General features: G+C 60.8%; 15 protein-coding genes. 9 read left to right on the top strand and 6 right to left on the bottom strand.

Features of this window, described 5'->3' with window-relative positions; translation table 11 throughout:
• Window positions 1-73 precede the first annotated feature (73 nt).
• Both JOE39_RS14825 and JOE39_RS14820 read left to right on the top strand, forming a co-directional pair.
• On the top strand, window positions 74-1657 hold the full coding sequence (locus JOE39_RS14825; RefSeq protein WP_210078600.1) for an alkaline phosphatase D family protein: 1584 nt from the start codon (window positions 74-76) through the stop codon (window positions 1655-1657).
• Between the two features lie 106 nt (window positions 1658-1763).
• On the top strand, window positions 1764-2705 hold the full coding sequence (locus tag JOE39_RS14820) for an AEC family transporter (RefSeq protein WP_024662445.1): 942 nt from the start codon (window positions 1764-1766) through the stop codon (window positions 2703-2705).
• Here the strand turns inward: JOE39_RS14820 and JOE39_RS14815 are convergent.
• The 6 genes from JOE39_RS14815 to gatC all read right to left on the bottom strand — a co-directional run bounded on the left by JOE39_RS14815 (window position 2702) and on the right by gatC (window position 8185).
• The gene (locus tag JOE39_RS14815; protein WP_003340604.1) at window positions 2702-3085 is read right to left on the bottom strand and encodes a carboxymuconolactone decarboxylase family protein; all 384 of its coding nucleotides are present in this window, start codon (window positions 3083-3085) and stop codon (window positions 2702-2704) included. The two genes, JOE39_RS14820 and JOE39_RS14815, sit on opposite strands and share 4 nt — an antisense overlap.
• 33 nt (window positions 3086-3118) lie before the next feature.
• The gene (locus tag JOE39_RS14810; protein WP_003340605.1) at window positions 3119-4150 is read right to left on the bottom strand and encodes a calcium/sodium antiporter; all 1032 of its coding nucleotides are present in this window, start codon (window positions 4148-4150) and stop codon (window positions 3119-3121) included.
• A gap of 78 nt (window positions 4151-4228) precedes the next feature.
• Window positions 4229-4597 (bottom strand): septal ring lytic transglycosylase RlpA family protein, encoded by a 369-nt coding sequence (locus JOE39_RS14805; RefSeq protein ID WP_002555111.1) that lies wholly within the window; start codon window positions 4595-4597, stop codon window positions 4229-4231.
• Window positions 4598-4975: 378 nt separating this feature from the next.
• Window positions 4976-6421, bottom strand: coding sequence for an Asp-tRNA(Asn)/Glu-tRNA(Gln) amidotransferase subunit GatB (gene gatB / locus JOE39_RS14800; protein WP_003313612.1), 1446 nt, complete (start codon window positions 6419-6421; stop codon window positions 4976-4978).
• Window positions 6422-6431: 10 nt separating this feature from the next.
• A complete protein-coding gene (gene gatA / locus JOE39_RS14795; protein ID WP_003395221.1) occupies window positions 6432-7883 on the bottom strand; it encodes an Asp-tRNA(Asn)/Glu-tRNA(Gln) amidotransferase subunit GatA in 1452 nt (483 codons plus the stop codon).
• A 14-nt stretch (window positions 7884-7897) separates the two neighbouring features.
• Entirely contained in the window at window positions 7898-8185 is a 288-nt protein-coding gene (gatC, locus tag JOE39_RS14790; protein ID WP_002555109.1) for an Asp-tRNA(Asn)/Glu-tRNA(Gln) amidotransferase subunit GatC, read from the bottom strand.
• 205 nt (window positions 8186-8390) lie between these two features.
• On the opposite strand from gatC, the gene mreB reads away from it, so the two are divergent.
• The 7 genes from mreB to JOE39_RS14755 all read left to right on the top strand — a co-directional run bounded on the left by mreB (window position 8391) and on the right by JOE39_RS14755 (window position 18225).
• Window positions 8391-9428, top strand: a complete 1038-nt coding sequence (mreB, locus tag JOE39_RS14785) for a rod shape-determining protein MreB (protein WP_002555108.1) — start codon at window positions 8391-8393, stop codon at window positions 9426-9428.
• 183 nt (window positions 9429-9611) lie between these two features.
• Window positions 9612-10727 (top strand): rod shape-determining protein MreC, encoded by a 1116-nt coding sequence (gene mreC / locus JOE39_RS14780; RefSeq protein ID WP_074907226.1) that lies wholly within the window; start codon window positions 9612-9614, stop codon window positions 10725-10727.
• Window positions 10720-11211 (top strand): rod shape-determining protein MreD, encoded by a 492-nt coding sequence (mreD, locus tag JOE39_RS14775; RefSeq protein WP_003364106.1) that lies wholly within the window; start codon window positions 10720-10722, stop codon window positions 11209-11211. The genes mreC and mreD overlap by 8 nt, the downstream gene beginning before the upstream one ends.
• 67 nt (window positions 11212-11278) lie before the next feature.
• Window positions 11279-11881, top strand: coding sequence for a Maf family protein (locus tag JOE39_RS14770; RefSeq protein ID WP_004416173.1), 603 nt, complete (start codon window positions 11279-11281; stop codon window positions 11879-11881).
• Window positions 11878-13335: a ribonuclease G gene (gene rng, locus JOE39_RS14765; RefSeq protein ID WP_003313606.1), complete on the top strand. Its 1458-nt coding sequence runs from the start codon at window positions 11878-11880 to the stop codon at window positions 13333-13335. The genes JOE39_RS14770 and rng overlap by 4 nt, the downstream gene beginning before the upstream one ends.
• A 180-nt stretch (window positions 13336-13515) precedes the next feature.
• Complete coding sequence (locus tag JOE39_RS14760; protein ID WP_210078601.1) at window positions 13516-17331, top strand: YhdP family protein; 3816 nt, start codon at window positions 13516-13518, stop codon at window positions 17329-17331.
• A 48-nt stretch (window positions 17332-17379) separates the two neighbouring features.
• Complete coding sequence (locus JOE39_RS14755) at window positions 17380-18225, top strand: carbon-nitrogen hydrolase family protein (protein WP_003313605.1); 846 nt, start codon at window positions 17380-17382, stop codon at window positions 18223-18225.
• Window position 18226: the final 1 nt, after the last annotated feature.

Below are 18226 nucleotides of genomic sequence, written 5' to 3'. Positions count from 1 at the left end.
TCTGCTGCGTTGTCATACAGCGCCAATATTCCCCTGTTACGGTGCTTTTTTGCCTGTCAGCGAGGGGATAACCGTGAGCCAGTTCGATCTCAAGCGTCGCCGTGTCATCCAGGCCGTCGGAACGGTAGGTGCCGGTCTGCTGTTACCAGGTGTTGCGCCGGCAGTCATCGCCTCGGTGCAGGATCGTCCGAAGATGATGGATGGCGTGCAGTCCGGCGATGTGTTCGGCGACAAGGCGATCGTCTGGAGTCGTAGCGACCGGCCTTCGCGCATGGTCGTCGAGTGGGACACACGCAGCATGTTCACCCAGCCACGCCGTTTGGTGTCGGCGCTGGCCGATCAGCGTAGCGACTTCACCGCGCGGGTCGAGCTGAGCGGGCTGCCGGTCGATCAGGCGATTTTCTACCGGGTGTCTTTCGAGGATGCGCAGAGCGGTGTCGTCAGCGAGCCGTGGTTCGGCCATCTGCGCAGCACGCCGCAGCAGCGCCGCGACATCCGCTTCGTCTGGAGCGGCGACACGGTGGGGCAGGGCTTTGGCATCAACCCCGATATCGGCGGCATGCGTATCTACGAAGCCATGCGTTTGCGCTTGCCGGACTTTTTTATCCACAGCGGCGACACCATCTACGCCGACAGCCCGGTGCCGGAGCAGCTCACCACGGAGGGCGGGCGTGTCTGGCGCAACATCACCACCGAGGCGAAGAGCAAGGTAGCGGAGACCCTCGACGAATACCGGGGCAACTACCGTTACAACCTGATGGATGAAAACCTGCGCCGCTTCAACGCCGAAGTGCCGCAGATCTGGCAGTGGGATGATCACGAAGTGACCAACAACTGGTCGCCCAGCAAACAGCTCGATGATCGCTACAAGGTCAAGGACATCGGCCTGCTGTCCTCGCGTGCCCGCCAGGCTTATCTGGAGTACGCGCCGCTGCGCTTGCAGGAAGCCGACAACGGCGGGCGCATTTATCGCAAGATCCCCTACGGTCCGATGCTCGACGTGTTCGTCCTCGACATGCGCAGCTATCGCGCCGGCAACGATGCCAACCTGGCCGACAAGCCGGGTCCGACCACCGCATTCATGGGCCGTGAGCAACTGGACTGGCTCAAGCGCGAGCTCACTGCATCGCGTGCGCAGTGGAAAGTGATCGCGGCGGACATGCCCATTGGTCTGGGCGTGCCGGATGGCGAGGTCAGCCCCGGCGTACAGCGTTGGGAGGCCATCGCCAACGGCAATGACGGCCCGGCGTTGGGGCGTGAGCTGGAGGTCGCCGAATTGCTGGCGTACCTGCGCGCGCAGAAGGTTCGCGATTGTGTCTGGCTGACGGCCGACGTGCATTACTGCGCCGCGCATCATTACCAGCCGGATCTGGCCGTATTTCAGGACTTCGACCCGTTCTGGGAGTTCGTCGCCGGACCATTGAATGCCGGTAGCTATGGTCCCAACGTGCTGGACAAGACCTTTGGTCCCGAGCTGGTGTTCCAGAAGGCGCCCCCTGCGCAGAACACCTCGCCATTTGCGGGTTTTCAATTCTTTGGTGAAGTGAATATCGACGGGCAGACCGGTGAGATGACCGTGGCACTGCGCGATCTGGACGGGGTCTCGGTTTTCGAGCGCAAGCTCCAGCCTGTGAAGGAAGTCAGCCGCATCGTCTGAGAAGCGGCAGTCGCGGTAGGGGATCAGGGTTTCGGAAATTCCGTGCAACATGCTTGTCCTCGGTGGCCTATCATGAGCTACCTAACGACGGGACCGGACGCGTTGCATGCTGGCTATTTTTCTCGAAACCCTGAACATCACCGCCCCGGTGTTTGCCATGCTGTTTCTGGGCGTGTTCCTCAGGCGAATCGGCGCGATCAATGACGGTTTCATCGTTGCGGCTTCCGGGCTGGTGTTCAACGTCACCATGCCTGCGCTGCTGTTTCTGGGCATTATTCACGCCGACCTGCGCACCGCCCTGCAGCCCAAACTGCTGATTTTTTTCAGCATCGCCACGCTTCTGAGTTTTGCATTCGCCTGGTGCTGGGCGATCTGGCGCTGCCCGTACGAAGAGCGCGGGATCTACGTCCAGGGCGCGTTTCGTGGCAATAACGGGGTTATCGGTCTGGCCCTGGCGGCCAGCATGTACGGGCCTGATGGCATTTCACTGGGCGCCATTCTCGCCGCGCTGGTCATCGTCTTCTACAACACGTTATCGACGGTGGTATTGGCGGTTTACAGCCCGGTGATCAAATCCGATCCCTGGAGCATCTTCAAAAGCGTGCTGGCCAACCCACTGATCATCAGCGTGATCATCGCCTCACCCTTCGCTTACTTCGCCATCGGCCTGCCCAAATGGCTGGAAACCTCTGGCAGCTACCTGGCCCAGATGACCCTGCCGCTGGCACTGATCTGCATCGGCGGCACGTTGTCGCTGGCTTCGTTGCGCAAGAGTGGAAAGCTGGCTATCAGTGCCAGCGTCATGAAGATGATCACGCTGCCAGTGCTGTGCACGCTGGCCGCCTGGCTGGCGGGTTTTCGCGGCGCTGAATTGGGGATTCTGTTCCTGTATTTCGGCAGCCCGACAGCGGCAGCCAGCTACATCATGGCGCGCACGGCCAACGGCAATTACGAACTGGCCGCTGCGATCATCGTCATCACCACGCTGGCGGCAGCAGTCACGACCAACGTGGGGATTTTCATCCTGCAATGGGGCGGCTGGATTTAATCCGCTTTGACGTAACTGTCGATCACTTCCTGCGCCGCACGAAACGCGTCGATGGCCGCTGGCACGCCGGCGTACACCGCGCAGTGCAGCAGCGCTTCGCGAATCTCCTCGACCGTGCAGCCATTGTTCAGTGCGCCACGAACGTGGCCTTTCAGTTCTTGCGGGCATTTCAGGGCGGTGAGGGTGGCCAGGGTGATCAGGCTACGGGTCTTCAGCGGCAGGCCCTCGCGACTCCAGACGCTGCCCCAGGCGTGCTCGTTGACGAAATCCTGCAGCGGCTGGCTGAACTCGGTGGCATTGCCCAGCGCGCGGTCGACGTAGACATCGCCCATCACCTGGCGACGGATCTGTTCGCCTTCGCTGATCGTCTTGTCTGTCATGGCCTTGCTCCTTGTATCAATGCGGGTTGGAGGTCAGTGCTGGCGTCGCCAGGCGCGAATTGTGCCCCAGACAACCACAGCGCCCAGCACAGGTAACACCAGCGTGAGCATTTTGCTTTCAAGCCGTTCGGCCAGCGCCATACCGGTGCTGATCGACAGGATATGCAGCCCGTAGGTCAGGTACAACGACAGCAGAAACAGGCCTTCCAGACGGTCTATCCGGTATCCGGAATAGAACAGCGGCACGCACAGCAACGACACGCCGAGCATGATCGGCAGGTCGAACACCAGTGCATTTGGCGAGATCGTCAGCGGCACCGGGGCGACCAGTGCGGTCAGCCCCAGAACGCCCAGCAGATTGAACAGGTTGCTGCCGATCACGTTGCCCACGGCAATATCACGCTCACCACGAAACGCTGCGATCAGCGACGTCATCAGTGCCGGCAATGATGTGCCAATGGCAATGATGGTCAGACCGACGATGCGTTCGGAAAGCCCCAGGTGTATGGCAATCACCACTGACGCGTCGACCAGCAGGTGTCCGCCAGCGGTCAACAGCAGCAAGCCACTGGCAAGCATGAGGATGCGCGTGAAGGTACGAGGTTTTTCGGTTGTCTCGGCCTGTCCGTGACGCGGCGCATGACCGCCTTGGCGGATGATGACGATCAGGCAGAACAGCAATCCGGCAAGCAGCACTGCGCCGTCCAGTTTGCTGAATTCGCCGCTCCAGGACAGGCCGATAGCCAGCAGGCAGGCGCCAATCATCAGCGGAATGTCGACGTGCAACACCTGACGGGCAACGCGTAACGGAATGATCAGCGCGCACAGGCCAAGGATCACCAACACATTGAAAATGTTACCGCCGATGACACTGCCCACAGCGATGTCGGTGTTATCGGCAAACGCGGCTTGCAGGCTTACTGCCATCTGCGGCGCGCTGGTGCCCATTGCCACGACGGTCAGGCCGACGATCAGTGGCCGGACCTTGAAAATCGCCGCCAGATGCACCGCTGCGCGCACTGACAGTTCTGCCCCGATCAGCAGCAATAACAAGCCACTGAGCATCTGGATGAGCGCGGGGGCGGGCAAGGCCGATAGCTGGAGAATACGAGTGTCCTTATCGGAGGTGATCGAGAGCTGGGGTTAATCCAGGGCCTGTACGCGGACTGGCGCTGTCCCGCTGCGCAGCATACCCAGTTGTTCGGCCGCTTCGCGAGAGACATCGATCAGACGGCCGCGCGTGTGAGGGCCGCGATCGTTGATACGTACGACTACCGACCTGTCGTTGTCCAGATTGGTGACTTTGACGCGCGTGCCGAAAGGCAGCTGTCGATGCGCAGCGGTCAGCGCATTCTGATTGAACGGCTCACCGCTGGCAGTGCGGTTGCCATGATGGCGGGCGCCGTAATAAGCGGCGGTGCCGGTCTCGTCATAACCATGGGGGTCGATGATGTGATTAGCGCATCCTGCCAATAACGTCAGCAGGCTACAGGCAAAAATAAGGCGGCGCATGGGGTGGGTTCCTGAGTGCCGGAGTAGTTGTGGTTGACGCTCGTGCCAAGGCTCCATGTCGGCATGCATTTCGTGACGCTCCGCGTCATAACCCGGTGTCGCAGCGCGTACTCGACAGCGGACGCAGAGCGTCCGGAACTGCATTCCCACACAGAGCGCTCGTCGTTATACACAAGTCATGAAGAGCCCAGAAGGCGGGGTCTTTGACCATAATCGCGATGTGAATAAAGACCTCTGTGGGAGTGAGCTTGCTCACGAAGACCTTGGTCCAAACGCCCTGTCTCTAGAGGCTGTACCGGCCTATTCGCGAGCAAGCTCGCCCCCACAAGACTCGTGTATAACGCTGATCGCATAGCGTGGGAACGAGAGTGACGAGGATCAGCCCTCCAGCTTGGCCTTCAGCAGCTCATTGACCTGCTGCGGGTTGGCCTTGCCTTTGGAGGCTTTCATCGCCTGACCGACAAAGAAACCGAACATCTTGCCGCGTTTGGCTTCGTCCGCTGCACGATACTGTTCGACCTGTTCCGCGTTGGCTGCCAGCACCTCGTCGAGCATCGATTCAATGGCGCCGCTGTCGGTGACCTGCTTCAGGCCGCGCTTTTCGATGACTTCATCAGCACTGCCTTCACCATTGGCCATTGCCTCGAAGACCATTTTCGCGATCTTGCCGGAAATGGTGTTGTCGGTGATGCGTTTGAGCATGCCGCCCAACTGCTCGGCACTGACCGGCGACTGGTCGATCTCCAGGCCCTGCTTGTTGAGCAGGCTGCCCAGCTCGACCATGACCCAGTTGGCTGCCAGTTTGGCGTCACCGCTGATGCTCACCACCTGTTCGAAGTAGTCAGCCTGCTCGCGGCTCGAAGCCAGTACGCTTGCGTCGTAGGTCGATAGACCGAACTGGCTCTGGAAGCGTTCGCGTTTCTGCGGCGGCAGCTCTGGCAAGGTCGCGCGGGTTTCTTCGAGGAACGAGTCCTCGATGATCACCGGCAACAGATCCGGGTCGGGGAAGTAGCGGTAATCGTTGGCTTCCTCCTTGCTGCGCATGGCGCGGGTTTCGTTGGTGTTCGGGTCATACAGGCGCGTCTGCTGGATAACCTTGCCACCGTCTTCGATCAGATCGATCTGGCGCTGAATCTCGCTGTTGATCGCTTTTTCGATGAAGCGGAACGAGTTGACGTTCTTGATCTCGCAGCGCGTGCCGAACTCGACCTGGCCCTTCGGACGAATCGATACGTTGCAGTCGCAGCGCAGCGAACCTTCGGCCATGTTGCCGTCACAGATGCCCAGGTAGCGGACAATCGCGTGGATGGCCTTGACGTAAGCCACGGCTTCCTTGGCGTTGCGCATGTCCGGCTCGGAAACGATCTCCAGCAGCGGGGTGCCGGCACGGTTCAGGTCGATACCGGTCATGCCCTGGAAGTCTTCGTGCAGGCTCTTGCCCGCATCCTCTTCCAGGTGCGCACGGGTGATGCCGATGCGCTTGACGGTGCCGTCTTCAAGGGGGATGTCCAGGTGGCCCTTGCCGACAATCGGCAGCTCCATCTGGCTGATCTGATAGCCCTTGGGCAGGTCCGGGTAGAAGTAGTTCTTGCGGGCAAACACGTTGTGCTGGCCGATTTCGGCGTTCACTGCCAGGCCGAACTTGACGGCCATGCGCACGGCTTCCTTGTTCAGCACCGGCAATACGCCAGGCATGCCCAGGTCGACGAGGCTGGCCTGCGTGTTGGGCTCGGAGCCGAACGTGGTCGCGCTACCGGAAAAAATCTTTGATTGGGTCGAAAGCTGGGTATGAATCTCCAGCCCGATGACGACTTCCCATTGCATGTGTTTCTCCTCAGAAGCCTTCAGGTGCGCGAGTGTGCCAGTCGGTGACTTGCTGATACTGATGCGCCACATTCAAGAGACGGCCTTCCTGGAAATACGGAGCGAGCAGCTGCACGCCGACCGGCAGACCGTCGACGAAGCCCGCAGGCATGGACAAGCCAGGCAGGCCCGCCAGGTTGGCGGTGATGGTGTAGAAGTCTTCCAGGTATTCGGCAATCGGATCGTTGGTCTTGGCGCCGATTTTCCAGGCCGGGTTGGGCGTGGTCGGGCCGAGAATCACGTCGACATCGGCGAACGCACTCATGAAATCGTTCTTGATCAGGCGACGGATTTTCTGCGCCTGCAGGTAGTAGGCGTCGTAGTAACCCGCCGACAGCGCGTAGGCGCCAACCATGATGCGTCGCTGGACTTCCGGGCCGAAGCCTTCCGCGCGAGAGCGCTTGTACAGATCAGTCAGGTCTTTCGGGTCTTCGCAGCGGTAGCCGAAACGCACCCCGTCGAAGCGCGACAGGTTGGACGAGGCTTCTGCTGGCGCGATGACGTAGTAGGCCGGGATCGCGTGCTGCAGGTTAGGCAGACTGACTTCCTTGACGATCGCGCCGAGCTTTTCCAGCTCTTTGACGCTTTCATGCACCAGCTGCGCGATGCGTGGGTCGAGGCCTGCGCTGAAATATTCTTTCGGCACACCGATACGCAGGCCCTTGAGCGAGGTATTGAGGCTGGCGGAGTAGTCCGGAACCGGCTCGTCGATGCTGGTCGAGTCCTGCGGGTCGAAACCGGCCATGCCTTGCAGCAGCAGTGCGCAATCTTCGGCCGTGCGTGCCATCGGTCCCGCCTGATCGAGGCTGGATGCGTAGGCAATCATGCCCCAGCGCGATACGCGGCCGTAGGTCGGCTTGAGGCCCGTGAGGTTGGTCAACGCTGCAGGCTGGCGAATCGAACCACCGGTGTCGGTGCCGGTCGCGGCGGGCAACAGACGTGCAGCAACAGCCGCTGCCGAGCCGCCCGAAGAACCGCCAGGGACGCATTCCAGGTTCCACGGGTTTTTCACCGCGCCGTAATGGCTGGATTCGTTGGCCGAGCCCATGGCGAATTCGTCCATGTTGGTCTTGCCCAGCGTCACTGTACCGGCCGATGCCAGACGCGAAACGACCGTGGCGTCATAGGGTGCCTTGAAATTGTCGAGCATCAGCGAGCCGCAGCTGGTGCGGATGCCCTGGGTGCAGAACAGGTCCTTATGGGCCAGCGGGGCACCGAGCAGCGGGCCGTTTTCACCGGCTGCACGGCGCGCGTCTGCCGCCTGCGCCTGGGTGATGGCCAGGTCTTCGGTGAGGCTGATGAAGCTGTTGAGCTGCGGGTCGAGCGTCGCGATGCGCGACAGCAGAACGCGAGTCAGCTCTTCGGAAGAAAACTTTTTATCGGCGAGTCCGCGAGCGATCTCGGCCAGAGTCATTTGATGCATGCAGGCGCTTTCCCTTACTCGATGACTTTCGGAACCAGATACAGCCCGTCTTGGACCGCTGGTGCGATGGCTTGGTAAGTGTCACGACGATTTCGCTCGGTGACGGCGTCTTCGCGCAGGCGCTGGGTGGCTTCCAGCGGGTGAGCCAGCGGCTCGATGCCAGTGGTGTCGACCGCTTGCATCTGATCGACCAGCCCAAGAATACTGTTAAGTGCTTCGGTGGTACGCGGGATATCGGCGTCATTGAGACCCAGTCGGGCCAGATGAGCGATCTTTTCCACGTCGGAGCGTTCAAGCGCCATGGGGTATCTCCAGTGGAATGCTTATGGATTTGCTTTGTTGCCAATTGCGGAACACTATCGCGTTATTACTGTCTCAAGCCGCTAACGTCGAGGGTGGTGTTCGGAAAACCGCCAATTTAGCATATTGGCTCCTTGCCCAAAATCCCTGTCGTTGTTAGAGTTTGCCGCACTTTTTTTACCACGCGTTCCCTAGGGTCCCTTTCCCATGTTCAAGAAACTGCGTGGCATGTTTTCCAGTGATCTATCCATCGACCTGGGCACTGCCAACACCCTTATTTACGTGCGTGAGCGCGGTATCGTTCTGAATGAACCCTCTGTCGTTGCCATTCGTACTCACGGCAACCAGAAGAGTGTCGTGGCCGTCGGTACCGAAGCCAAGCGCATGCTGGGCCGTACTCCAGGCAACATCGCAGCCATTCGTCCAATGAAAGACGGCGTTATCGCCGACTTCAGCGTCTGCGAAAAAATGTTGCAGTACTTCATCAACAAGGTTCATGAAAACAGCTTTCTGCAGCCCAGCCCTCGTGTGCTGATCTGCGTTCCGTGCAAATCCACTCAGGTTGAGCGTCGCGCCATTCGCGAGTCGGCCCTGGGTGCAGGCGCACGCGAAGTATTCCTGATCGAAGAACCGATGGCCGCTGCAATCGGTGCCGGTCTGCCGGTGGAAGAAGCTCGCGGTTCGATGGTTGTCGACATCGGCGGCGGTACCACCGAAATCGCACTGATCTCCCTGAACGGTGTGGTGTATGCCGAATCCGTACGGGTCGGCGGTGACCGTTTCGACGAAGCGATCATCACCTACGTGCGCCGCAATTACGGCAGCCTGATCGGCGAATCGACTGCCGAGCGCATCAAGCAGGAAATCGGTACTGCCTATCCGGGCGGTGAAGTGCGCGAAGTCGACGTCCGTGGCCGCAACCTGGCCGAAGGCGTTCCACGTGCGTTCACCCTGAACTCCAATGAAGTGCTCGAGGCACTGCAGGAGTCGCTGGCGACCATCGTTCAGGCGGTCAAGAGCGCTCTGGAGCAATCGCCTCCGGAACTGGCCTCGGACATCGCCGAGCGTGGCCTGGTCCTGACCGGTGGTGGTGCGCTGCTGCGTGATCTGGACAAGTTGCTGGCGCAGGAAACCGGTCTGCCGGTGATCGTCGCCGAAGACCCGCTGACCTGTGTAGCGCGTGGCGGTGGCCGTGCGCTGGAAATGATGGATAAGCACACCATGGATCTGCTCTCCAGCGAATAATTCGCCGGGGTGCCTTTCACGGAGTCTTTTGTATGCAGGTGGCGGATATGCTACCTGTATGCATCAGGCTGACGCCGAAACAGGGTGCCTATCTCTTTCATTTGTCCAGGCCGGTTACATACCGCATGAATAATTGCCAATCGAAGTTCGATCCAACGATCGCATGCCCCGGAGGAGCGGCCTATTAAACCGCTTTTCTCAAAAGGCCCGTCGCTGGGTGTACGTCTGCTGGTGCTGGCCGTTCTGTCGGTTGCGTTGATGGTTGTCGACGCCCGCTTTACGATCCTCAAGCCCGTGCGCAGCCAGATGTCGATGGTGCTCATGCAGTCCTACTGGATCGTCGACCTGCCACAGCGTCTGTATCAAGGCGTCGCCAGTCAGTTCGGCAGCCGCACAGAGCTGATCGCCGAAAACGAAAAACTCAAGACCGAAGCCCTGCTTTTGCAAGGTCGCCTGCAAAAGCTGGCGGCACTGACCGAGCAGAACGTTCGGCTGCGTGAGCTGCTGAACTCCTCGGCGCTGGTCAACGAAAAAGTCGAGGTCGCCGAGTTGATCGGCATGGACCCGAACCCCTTCACCCATCGCATCATCATCAACAAGGGCGAACGCGACGGCGTGGTGCTCGGCCAGCCTGTGCTCGATGCGCGCGGCCTGATGGGGCAGGTGGTCGAATTGATGCCCTATACCTCACGCGTTCTACTACTGACTGACACGACCCACAGCATCCCGGTGCAGGTCAACCGCAACGGTCTGCGTGCCATCGCCAGTGGCACCGGTAACCCGGAGCGTCTGGAGCTTCGGCATGTGGCGGATACCGCAGACATCAAGGAAGGCGATCTACTGGTCAGTTCGGGCCTTGGTCAGCGTTTCCCGGCCGGTTACCCGGTGGCGACGGTCAAGGAAGTGATTCACGACTCCGGCCAGCCGTTCGCGATCGTTCGAGCGGTGCCAACCGCCGCGTTGAATCGCAGTCGCTATCTGTTGCTGGTGTTCTCTGACGGTCGCTCGCCTGAAGAGCGCGCTGCCGATGCGGCGCAAGCACAGGAATCCCTCGACAAGGGCGTCGAGCCTTCCGTGATGGCAACACTGCCGCCGCCGACACCGGCTTTCCCGATGTGGCCGCAGGCATTCGTTCCGGTCTTTCCGGGCAGCACGCTGACGCACAAGCCGGCGGCGCAGTCGGCAACACCTGCACCGGCGGCAACGCCCGCGACACCTGCAAGGCCTGCTGCCCGGCCCGCGGCGTCACAGCCGCCTGCCTCCAGACCTTCCACTGCCCGGGAGCCTATCGATGGTTAGTCATGTTTCCGGGCGCAACGGCTGGGTGGTCTGGCTGACGTTTGCGATCGGTCTGCTGCTGAGCGTTTCGCCGCTGCCGCAATTCATGGAAATCTTCCGGCCGCTGTGGCTGGCTCTGCTGCTGACCTTCTGGGTTCTGGCGCTGCCGCACAAATACGGTATGACCACCGCGTGGATACTGGGCCTGATGGAGGATGTTCTGTACGGCACATTGCTTGGCCAGAATGCCCTGATCCTCAGTCTGATTACCTTTCTGGTGATGTCCCTGCAGCAGCGCCTGCGCATGTTTCCGATGTGGCAACAGTGCCTGGTGCTATTGGTGGTATTCGGTCTGGCGCAGCTTGCGCAGCTCTGGCTGAGTGCGCTGACCGGCAACCGTCAGCCTACGCTGGCGCTGGTGCTGCCCGCGTTGGTCAGCGCTCTGTTGTGGCCCTGGATCAGTTATGGCCTGCGTGGATTGCGCAAACGTTTGAAAATCAATTAAGCGCAAGGTGAGCGCGACGCCTCGCTGCGTTGTTCGCGCTCACCCGTACAGACACGGAGATGTCCTTATGCCCTCGCTTTATCTGGCTTCTGGCTCGCCGCGCCGCCGCGAACTTCTGACTCAGATCGGTGTGCCCTTTACCGTACTGAGCGCTCAGATCGACGAAACTCCTTTCGACCATGAAACCCCGGCTGCCTATGTCGAGCGTCTTGCGCTGGGCAAGGCTCAAGCCGGGCTATCCGTGCTGTCAGCCGAACAACAGGCCTGCGTGATGGGGGCCGACACGGCGGTGGTGCTCGATGGACGCATTCTCGGCAAGCCGGTCGATGAAGCGGATGCGCTGGCCATGCTCATGGCCCTGTCCGGGCGCGAGCATGACGTACTGACGGCTGTGGCGCTCTGTGATCGGCAACGCAGCGAAACCCGTATTGTTACCAGTCGTGTGCGCTTTCGCCCGATTCAAACCCATGAAGCCCAAGCCTACTGGACCAGTGGTGAGCCCGCCGACAAGGCTGGCGGCTATGCCATCCAGGGGTTGGCAGCGATTTTCGTCGAGGGTCTGCAAGGTAGCTATTCTGGGGTGGTGGGTCTGCCCCTGTGCGAAACCGCAGAACTGCTTGGCCATTTCGGCATACCCTGCTGGCAATGCCTGGAAGGTGACAAGTCATGAGTGAAGAGATTCTGATCAACATCACGCCGATGGAATCGCGCGTGGCCGTAGTGGAAAACGGGGTTCTGCAAGAGGTGCACGTCGAGCGCACCCAGCGTCGCGGCATCGTCGGCAATATCTACAAAGGCAAGGTTGTGCGGGTGCTTCCCGGCATGCAGGCGGCGTTCATCGACATTGGTCTGGATCGCGCGGCGTTCATTCATGCCTCGGAAATATCCATGCGTGAAGGGCCTGCGGTCGAGAGCATCGCGTCGCTGGTACATGATGGTCAGAGCCTTGTCGTGCAAGTCACCAAAGACCCGATCGGCAGCAAGGGCGCACGGCTGACCACGCAACTCTCCATTCCGTCGCGTTATCTGGTGTATATGCCGCGCACCGCGCATGTGGGCATCTCGCTGAAAATCGAGGACGAAGCCGAGCGCGAACGACTCAAGAAAGTGGTCAGCGATTGTGTCGCCCTGGAAGGTATCAAGGAGGCCGGAGGTTTCATTCTGCGCACCGCTGCCGAAGGCGCCGGGGCGGATGAAATCCTGATGGACATCCGCTATCTGCGCAGGCTCTGGGATCAGATCGGCGAGCAGATCAAGACGGTCAGCCCACCCACGGTGATTTACGAAGATCTGGGCCTGGCACTGCGCACCTTGCGCGATCTGGTCAGCCCGCGCATCGAGAAGATCCGTATCGACTCGCGGGAAACATTTCAGAAAACGACTCAGTTCGTGGCCGAGCTGATGCCGGAAATCGCCGACAGGCTCGAGCACTATCCGGGCGAGCGGCCGATCTTCGACCTTTATGGGGTCGAAGACGAAATCCAGAAGGCCCTCGAGCGCAAGGTGCCTCTCAAGTCGGGCGGCTATCTGGTCATCGATCCAGCCGAAGCGATGAGCACCATCGACGTCAACACCGGCGCGTTCGTGGGGCATCGCAACCTCGAAGAAACCATCTTCAAGACCAACCTGGAAGCTGCCACGGCCATCGCCCGGCAGCTGCGCCTGCGCAATCTGGGCGGCATCATCATCATCGATTTCATCGACATGGAAGACGGTGAACACCAGCGTCAGGTGCTGCGCACGCTTGAGAAGCAGCTGGAACGCGATCACGCCAAGACCAACATCATCGGCATCACCGAACTGGGTCTGGTGCAGATGACCCGCAAGCGCACCCGCGAAAGTCTCGAACAGGTGCTGTGCGAACCGTGTCATTGCTGCGCAGGGCGGGGCAAGCTCAAGACCCCCGAGACCATCTGCTACGAAATCTTCCGGGAAATCCTTCGCGAGGCCAGGGCCTATCAGGCAGTGGGCTATCGTGTTCTGGCCAATCAGCGCGTGGTGGATCGCCTGCTCGACGAGGAGTCCGGCAACGTGGCTGAACTGGAGAGCTTTATTGGCCGCACTATCCGTTTTCAGGTAGAAACCATGTACTCGCAGGAACAATACGACGTGGTGCTGCTCTGAGGGTGCTGATCGTTTGAAATCTATGACAAGTGCCCTAAGGGTTTCTGGCAGGTATGCCGTTTTATCGAGAATGATGCGTGGCGAATGAGCAAAACCTGTACCTGACCGCACCTGCGCATCCGAGCCGGAATCCGTTCGCCGACTCTGCTCCTTGCACCCCGCAGTGGAGGGCCTCCTGAGATGGGACGTCTTCCTCGCCTCGTCGCAACCCTGACCCGCTGGGGGCTGAGCCTGTGCGCACTGATTTTGGTGCTTGCGGCGCTGTACGTGAGCCTCGGCCGTCAATTGACGCCGCTGGTTGCCGAATACCGTGTCGACGTGGAAACCCGTGCCAGCAGCGCGCTGGGCATACCGCTGAGCATCGGCAGCCTGGAGGGCAGCTGGAGCCGCTTTGCCCCGGTACTGCTGGCCCACGACGTGATGGTCGGCGAGGGTGCCAGTGCCCTTCGTCTGGATCGCGTAAGGGTTGTTCCTGACCTTTGGGAAAGCCTGCTGGCGCGTGACGTGCGCATCGCTCATCTTGAAGTGGACGGCCTGCAGTTCAGCCTCAGGCAGGACAAGGACGGCGCGTGGTCGGTTCAGGGCTTGCCGGTGCACAACGACAGCCCGTTCGACCCCGAGCAGGTGCTCAGGCAGATGCAGATGGTCGCGCATCTGTCGTTGCTCGACAGCCAGGTCACGGTGCAACCGTTTGACGCCGCGCCGCTGACCCTCACCTATGTAAACCTCAGTCTGGACACCGGCAGCTACGCCCAGAGACTTGACGCACGCCTGACCCTGCCGGATGGTCAGCCGGTCGCGCTCAACGTGCGCTCGCGCATCCAGGCCAGTCAGTGGAAGGACGGCGAGGCCGACGTCTACGCCAGCCTGCCGCAAAGCGACTGGGCCAAGTGGCTGCCGAAAAGCCTCACTCGCGAATGGACACTGTCGAAACTGCAGGCCGGCGGCGAGGTCTGGTTGAGTTGGGGCAAGGGCACCGTGCAAAGCGCGACCACGCGCCTCAATGCACCGCAGGTCAAAGGCGTTTATGCCGGTCGCAAACCGTCGACGATCGATAACCTTGCGCTGAACGCATGGTTTGCACGGACTGATACAGGTTTCGACCTGAACCTCGATTCACTGGCGATGAGCCTTGGCGACACGCGTTGGGAAAGCCGTGTGCAACTGACGCAAACCGCCGCGACCCCTGACAGCGAAGAGCTCTGGCATGTACAGGCGGATCGTCTGGACCTGACGCCTGTCACGCCGCTGATCGACTCGCTCGCGCCCCTGCCTGACAAGGCCATGGCAGTGGTCGACGGCCTCAAGGTGACAGGCGGGCTGCATAACGTGCTGCTCGACTACCGGCCACAAGCAGTGGGCGACAAGCGCCTGAGCTTTGCCGCCAATCTGGACAAGGTAGGTTTCAACGCGTATCGCGGGGCGCCGGCGGCCGGAAACGTCACCGGCGCCATCAGCGGGGATCTGGGGCAGGGCGAGCTGCGCCTCGACACCGATGACTTCATGCTGCACCTGGACCCGATCTTCGCCAAACCCTGGCATTACCAGAAGGCCAATGCCCGTCTGACCTGGAAACTGGATGACCAGGCGTTCACGCTGATCGCCCCGTACATCAAGGTGCTCGGCGACGAAGGCAAGATTGCGGCGGACTTTCTGATCAAAATTCATCTCAATCATGATCAGGAAGACTACATGGACCTGCGGGTCGGCATGGTTGACGGCGACGGCCGTTACACCAGCAAGTACCTGCCGACCGCGCTCAGTCCTGAGCTTGATCACTGGTTGCGCACCGCCGTGGTGAGTGGCGCGGTCAAGCAGGGTTTCTTCCAGTATCAAGGGTCGCTGAACAAGAACTCGCCCGATACGGCGCGTGTCATTAGCCTGTTCTTCGATGTCAACAACGCAACGCTGGCGTTCCAGCCGGGTTGGCCGTCGCTGACCGGGGTGGATGGCAAGGTCTACGTCGAAAACAGCGGCGTACGTGTCAAGGCAAGCAAAGGGCAGTTGCTGGATACCAAGGTCAGCAACGTGCTGGTCAATATTCCTCATGTGCCGTCAGGCCAGGATAGTCACCTGCTGGTGGACGGTAACTTCTCCGGAAACCTGGTCGACGGCCTGAAGATTCTCCAGCAGGCGCCCATCGGTACGGGCAGCACGTTTGCCGGATGGCAGGGCGAGGGCCCTCTGGACGGCAAGCTGAAGCTGGATATACCGCTGGCCAAGGGCGTCGAGCCAAAGGTCGTGGTGGACTTCAGCACCGACAATGCGCGCTTGAAGCTGGCTGACCCGGTGCTGGAGCTGACCCGCCTGAAAGGCGACTTCCGTTTTGACAGCTCCAGCGGGCTGAGCGGCAAGGGCATCAAGGCCCAGGCATTCGATCGCCCTGTCACCGCAGAGATCGCCGCCGAGGGCAAGCCTGGCGACAACGTGACGCGCATTGTGGCGAACGGGCAAATCACTGTGAAGCGGCTCACCGACTGGCTGAACGTGACCCAGCCGTTGCCGGTCTCCGGTGACCTGCCGTATCAGTTGCAGCTGATTCTGGACAGCAAGGACAGCCCGCTGGTAATCAACTCCACCCTCAAGGGCGTGGCGATCGATTTGCCCGCACCGTTTGGCAAGACCGCTGATCAGGAGCGTCCCAGCGAATTCCGCATGACCCTGCAAGGCGCGGAGCGCAGGCTCGGCGCGGCCTATAACGATCAGGCCAACTTTGCGTTCGCAGCACCGAATGGCAAGTTTGCCGAAGGTCGTGGTGAGCTGTATCTGGGGCGCGGAGGGGCGATCGTGCCGGACGCCAAGGGCTTGCGGATCCGTGGAGAGTTGTCCGAACTGGACATCGCGCCCTGGCAGGAACTGGCCGCTCGCTACACGGGGAATGATCCGGGCGGCAACGCAAAACAACTGCTTAACAGCGTTGATCTGCAGATCGGCAAACTGACCGCGATGGGCACCACACTCAATGACGTGCGTGTCCAGTTGCAGCGCAACGCGGCAGCCTGGGCCCTGTCGCTGGACAGCGCGCTGGCCAAGGGCACAGCAACGCTGCCCGACGCCAAGTCTGCACCGATCGGCGTCAACATGCTCTACGTTCGACTGCCTGCATCCGATCCGACAGCGACCGTGGTGGAAAACGCGCCTGATCCTCTGGCGGATATCGACCCGCACAATATCCCTGCGCTGGACGTGAAGATCTCCCAGCTGTTTCAGGGTGATCAGTTGCTCGGGGCCTGGGCATTGAAAACCCGGCCGACACCTGCCGGCATGCGCATGTCGGACATGAGCCTGGGGCTCAAAGGCATTCTGCTGGAGGGTGACGCTACCTGGGAGGGTACGCCCGGGGCCAGCAGCAGTTCGTTCAAAGGCCGTCTGGCGGGCAAGAACCTCGCGGATGTGCTCAAGGCCTGGAACTTCGCACCCACTGTCACCAGTGAACGCTTCGAGATGAACGTGGACGGACGCTGGCCGGGTTCGCCTGCCTGGGTCGGTCTGAAGCGCTATTCCGGCAGCCTGGATGCCACGCTGAACAGAGGTCAGTTCGTCGAAGTCGAGGGCGGTGCTCAGGCGTTGCGGGTGTTCGGGCTGTTGAATTTCAACTCCATCGGCCGGCGTCTGCGCCTGGACTTCTCCGACCTGCTGGGCAAAGGCCTGAGCTACGACCGGGTCAAAGGGCTGCTGGTGGCCAGCGACGGTGTCTATGTGACGCGCAACCCGATCACCCTGACCGGGCCGTCGAGCAATCTGGAGCTCAACGGGACGCTGGACATGGTTCGCGATCGTGTCGATGCGAAGCTGCTGGTGACCTTGCCGGTGACCAATAATCTGCCTATCGCTGCGCTGATTGTCGGCGCGCCCGCTATTGGCGGGGCACTGTTTCTGGTCGACAAGCTGCTGGGCGACCGGGTTGCGCGTTTCGCCAGCGTGCAATACAAGGTCGAAGGGCCCTGGAAAGAGCCGAAGATCACGTTCGACAAACCATTTGAAAAGCCCCAATAGCGTCTCATGGAGTACAGTGGTGGCCATGTCATTCAGGAGCGGGTTGCCATGTCCTTCGCGGTGATTCAGATGGTCAGCCAAAGCGATGTCCTTGACAATCTGGCCAGCGCCCGACGTCTGCTGGAACAGGCAGCCGAAGGTGGCGCGCGGCTGGCGGTACTGCCCGAAAACTTCGTCGCAATGGGGCGCCGCGACGTCGCCGATATCGGGCGTGCCGAGGCTCAGGGGCACGGACCGATCCTGCCATGGTTGAAACTGGCCGCTCGCGACCTCAAGTTATGGATTGTTGCCGGAACCTTGCCACTGCCGCCGGATGAGCGGCCGGATGGCAAGGTGACGGCGTGTTCGCTGTTGATCGATGAGCACGGTGAGCAGGTGGCGCGTTATGACAAACTGCATCTGTTCGATGTGGATGTCGCTGACAACCGTGGCCGCTATCGTGAATCGGATGACTATGCTCATGGGAGCAGGGTGGTGGTAGCCGATACGCCTGTGGGGCGTCTGGGGCTGACCGTCTGTTATGACCTGCGCTTTCCCGAGCTGTACACCGCGCTGCGTGAAGCCGGTGCTGAACTGATTACCGCGCCGTCAGCGTTCACTGCGGTAACGGGGGCTGCGCATTGGGACATTCTGATCCGCGCGCGTGCCATCGAAACCCAGTGTTACGTGCTGGCGGCGGCACAGGGCGGGGTCCATCCGGGGCCTCGCGAGACTTACGGACACGCGGCCATCGTTGATCCATGGGGCCGCGTACTGGCCGAGCAGGCGCAGGGTGAAGCGGTGCTGCTGGCCACACGCGACAGTGAAGAACAGGCGTCCATACGGGCGCGGATGCCGGTGTCCAGTCACCGGCGCTTTTTTTCGCAGGACGCCATGCGGCCTGCTTCGGAGTGAA

Origin of the sequence: Pseudomonas sp. PvP100 (genome assembly GCF_017833055.1) — a bacterium.
Lineage (GTDB): Bacteria > Pseudomonadota > Gammaproteobacteria > Pseudomonadales > Pseudomonadaceae > Aquipseudomonas > Aquipseudomonas syringae.
Note: the sequence above shows the minus strand (reverse complement) of the source record. Positions and strands in the feature narration are given on the sequence as shown.